The 3755-nt window shown below is 32.7% G+C and carries 3 protein-coding genes and 1 pseudogene; all 4 read right to left on the bottom strand.

The features are described from left to right. Positions 1-352, bottom strand: a pseudogene (locus ACTTG8_RS09920) (cache domain-containing sensor histidine kinase); the annotation flags it as partial. Further along, positions 342-1112, bottom strand: a complete 771-nt coding sequence (locus tag ACTTG8_RS09915; RefSeq protein ID WP_442561946.1) for a response regulator transcription factor — start codon at positions 1110-1112, stop codon at positions 342-344. The gene ACTTG8_RS09915 and the pseudogene ACTTG8_RS09920, both read right to left, overlap by 11 nt. Positions 1113-1407: 295 nt before the next feature. Next, complete coding sequence (gene msrB / locus ACTTG8_RS09910) at positions 1408-2538, bottom strand: peptide-methionine (R)-S-oxide reductase MsrB (protein WP_442561945.1); 1131 nt, start codon at positions 2536-2538, stop codon at positions 1408-1410. Positions 2539-2676: 138 nt separating this feature from the next. Next, complete coding sequence (locus ACTTG8_RS09905) at positions 2677-3567, bottom strand: TlpA family protein disulfide reductase (RefSeq protein WP_442561944.1); 891 nt, start codon at positions 3565-3567, stop codon at positions 2677-2679. Positions 3568-3755 lie beyond the last annotated feature (188 nt).

Here is a 3755-nt window from a genome sequence, read left to right as displayed (position 1 = left end):
TAGAAACAACAGCCACACCGCTTATTCTGCTGTCGCTTTCTTTTGCAAGAGCAATCAGTGAAGAAATAGTTTCCAAAGATTCGGGGGAGGACTTGGCAAGAGCAGCCTTTATATCTTTATGCTCGGCTATTATGTTGCTGAAAGTTCTGAGTTTTTCAAGATAGGAAGATATATACTCGCCGGTTTGATTTACCATAGCTCTTGTACGCATTACATCATCTTTAATCAGCATATCAGAGGTGAAATGATATATGCTGCCGGAAAGCAGTGCTATTATAAAAAGGGAAAATAGCAAAAAAGTAAGGGCTGTCCTTACGTGTAATTTTGAAAAAAAGCTTAATCTAGTTTTCATTTGGTTTCATCCCCTGTTTAAACTGTTTTGGAGTAATGCCAAAGGTCTTTTTAAATCTATTTGTGAAATAATTGACATCTTCATAGCCTATTTCTTCTGCAATTTCATAGTTTTTCATATCAGTGGAAAGACAGAGGATTTTTGCCTGTTCCATTCTTTTGAGTGTTAGATATTCCTGAAATGGAATACCATATATCTGTTTTATTATACCGCTTAAATAACTGCTGTTAAAACCAAGATTTTCAGCTATGTATCCGAGAGAGAGGTCAGAGTCAAAGAGGTGTTCCTCCATATATTCTCTTACTGCTTTAAAACTTGAATTCTCACCGGCTGTTATATTTTTGCTTGTTACGTTAAGTTTTAAAAGCCTGTTTTCAAGTCTGATTTTCTCTATCTTATCAATCATACGCCTAAGTACAAGTTCTATATCTGTTTTATTTACAGGCTTTAACAGATAGTCATCTACACCAAGTCTTATTGCGGTCTGCATATATTCAAAATAATCGTATCCTGTAACCATAATAATTGCAAAATTTTTATTTTTTTCTTTAAGTATTTTAGCTAAAGTTAGCCCATCTGTATTTGGCATATTTATATCAAGCATTATTATGTCGATCTGCTCTTTATCTATTATTTCAAGACATTTTTCAGCATTGCCGGCTTCAAATATTTCACTTATTCCTATTTCAGACAAGATGGCGAGAGATTTTATCCCTCGCCTGATTATTGGTTCATCATCGACTATAAGTAGATTATACATAATATCTCCATTAAAAAGTTATTATAATCAAATGATTGTATTATACAATTATATCATTTATTATTAATTATTGGAAGAATTTGTCATACCGGTTGACATAGAACTTTTTTCCATATTTTGTGTACTGCTGCTTTCAATCTCCGAATCCGGAGAGTTATTTCTCATAAAGCCTCAGGTACGGCAACCACCGCTTGCACCACAGCCTGTTATGGCAGTTGCCGCAGTTATTATACCGGCTATTAAGCCTAAAATTTTCTTTTTCATATTATTTTACCTTCCTTTATATTTCTTGATTTTACTTTATTAAGTATTTTAAATAACTATAGCCTCTTTTATCCATTTCTGCATATGGAATAAATTCAATAGATGCACTGTTGATACAGTATCTCTTTCCACCAAGTTCTTTAGGACCATCATCAAAAACATGACCTAAGTGTATGTCACCGCTTCTGCTTCTTACTTCGGTTCTTATCATGTTAAAACTGCGATCTTCAATATATTTTACCACATCTTTAGCTATAGGCTTAGAAAAACTTGGCCAGCCACAGCCTGACTCAAATTTATCGGTAGAAGTAAAGAGTGGCTCTTTGGTTGTAATATCTACATAAATACCTTTATCAAAATTATCCCAATATTCATTTGAGAATGCATATTCTGTCTTGTTTTGTACAGTAACTTTATACTGAATATCCGTAAGAGTTTTTTTGAGTTCTGCATCAGATGGTCTTGGGTATTTTGTAGCATCTATTACAGGCTCTTTATCAGGTGATAAAGGTTTTTCAGCGAGAGAGAGGTCTATATGGCAATAGCCGTTTGGATTTTTAAAAAGATAATCCTGATGATATTCCTCAGCTTCAAAGAAATGTTTAAGTGGCAGGACTTCTATCGCTATAGGCTTGTCATACTTGGTTTGTTCTTTTTTCAAAATATTATCAATTATTTTCTTGTCATTTTTATCGGTATAGTATATACCACTTCTATACTGTGTACCAACATCATTTCCCTGTTTGTTTACACTGACAGGATTTACAACTCTCAGATAATGTGTCAGTAAGTCTTCAAGGCTGATAATTTCAGGCTTGTATATTACCTTTACTGTTTCAGCATGACCACTTGTATGTAAATCATAATAGGTTGGATTTTCGGTTTTTCCGTTTGCATATCCGCTTATGGCATCTTCTACACCGTTTAATTTCTGCATATAGGCTTCAAGCCCCCAAAAACAGCCACCGGCAAGATGGATTTCTTTTAATTTATCAGATTTGTTCATCTTTTTTGTTCCTTTTTTATGCTTAACTTTATTTTGTTTCACTATTTTATTTGCGGCTTGTATTTCTTGTTGATTTTTAAACCAACTTGCAGTTAAGTATAAAGCAATTGCTACAAAAAATATAGGTATTATCCAAAGTAATTTGTTTTTACTCATATACATTTCCTTTCTACTTAATTTAGAGCAAGTCCTAGCCGTAACTATCCCATATAAGAAACAGTGTTATTATGGCTAAGGTGTAAGATTAACACATATCTGCAAATATCAGAATTAGGGGACAATGATCTGAGATATCTATTTAATCTTTTTAATTGTATCCTTTATATCATCATTTGAGTTATGTCCTGCCTTAACTGTGGTATCAGTTCCGTTACTTGAAACATATACAGAAGTAGGATATACTTTTACACCATAATGTTCAGTAACTTCTCCTGTTTCATCAAAAAGTACCTTGAGATTTTTATAGCCTAATTCCTTAAACCATTTCTTAAAAGCAGCGGTATCCATTTCTCTGTTTTTTCCAGGCGCAACTACAGTAACTATTTCAAAGTCATTATTTTCGCCTGCAAGCTTGTCAAGATCTTCAAGCCCTGTAAGGCAGATAGAGCACCATGAAGCCCAAAACTTCATATAAACCTTTTTGCCCTTATTGTCACTAAGCTTATAATCATTACCGTCTAAGTCCTTGAGGGTAAAGTCATACATCTCTTTGTTATTCATCATTCTATCCTTTTTCATACTTTTTGAATCTTTCATATCATCCTGCATCATCTTATTGGATTTGCAATTTTTCTTACAATTTTTCTTGCTGTCAGACTTACACTTTTTTTTACCACAAGACTTGCCATTTTTCATGTCATCCTGCATCATGTTGTCATCTTCTATCATTTTATCGGACTTATCTTTTTTCATATTGTCCTTCATCATCTTGTCAGATTTTTTCATTTTTTTGCCAGCTTTTTTCTTCTTCATCTTCATTTTCTTATCGGATTTGCCCTTTTTCATATCGCCATCCATCATCTTATCGGACTTATCCTTCATCATATCGTCTTTTATTTTATCTGCCTTTGTCTCCATTATGGCAGCCTTTGCAGAAGCCATATTATCTCCCTTTGCATTGTAGCCGGCTAAAACAGATGTTGTTACTAATGCTCCTACAAGAAGTCCTAAAGTTTTTTTCTTCATTTTTTTTAATTCCTTTCGATTGTGTAATATTTTCTCCGAAATATTAATTATTTCGACTTTATGTTATATATGATAAAATAAAATTGTTCTCAATATAATAGAATATGATTGAAAAAAACATGAATATTATTACAATGTGAAAATTATAATCAAATATGAACTAATAAAAAATAAGAAAAAAATAAGAA

Source organism: Catonella sp., from assembly GCF_052173895.1.
In the GTDB taxonomy this organism is placed as follows: domain Bacteria; phylum Bacillota; class Clostridia; order Lachnospirales; family Lachnospiraceae; genus Catonella.
The sequence above is the reverse complement of the archived record's forward strand: the minus strand, read 5'-3'. Positions and strand labels throughout refer to the sequence as shown.

Coding starts and splice junctions, on each gene's coding strand:
- msrB (WP_442561945.1), bottom strand. CDS start 2,538: ATGAGTAAAAACAAATTACTTTGGATAATACCTATATTTTTTGTAGCA.
- ACTTG8_RS09905 (WP_442561944.1), bottom strand. CDS start 3,567: ATGAAGAAAAAAACTTTAGGACTTCTTGTAGGAGCATTAGTAACAACA.
- ACTTG8_RS09915 (WP_442561946.1), bottom strand. CDS start 1,112: ATGTATAATCTACTTATAGTCGATGATGAACCAATAATCAGGCGAGGG.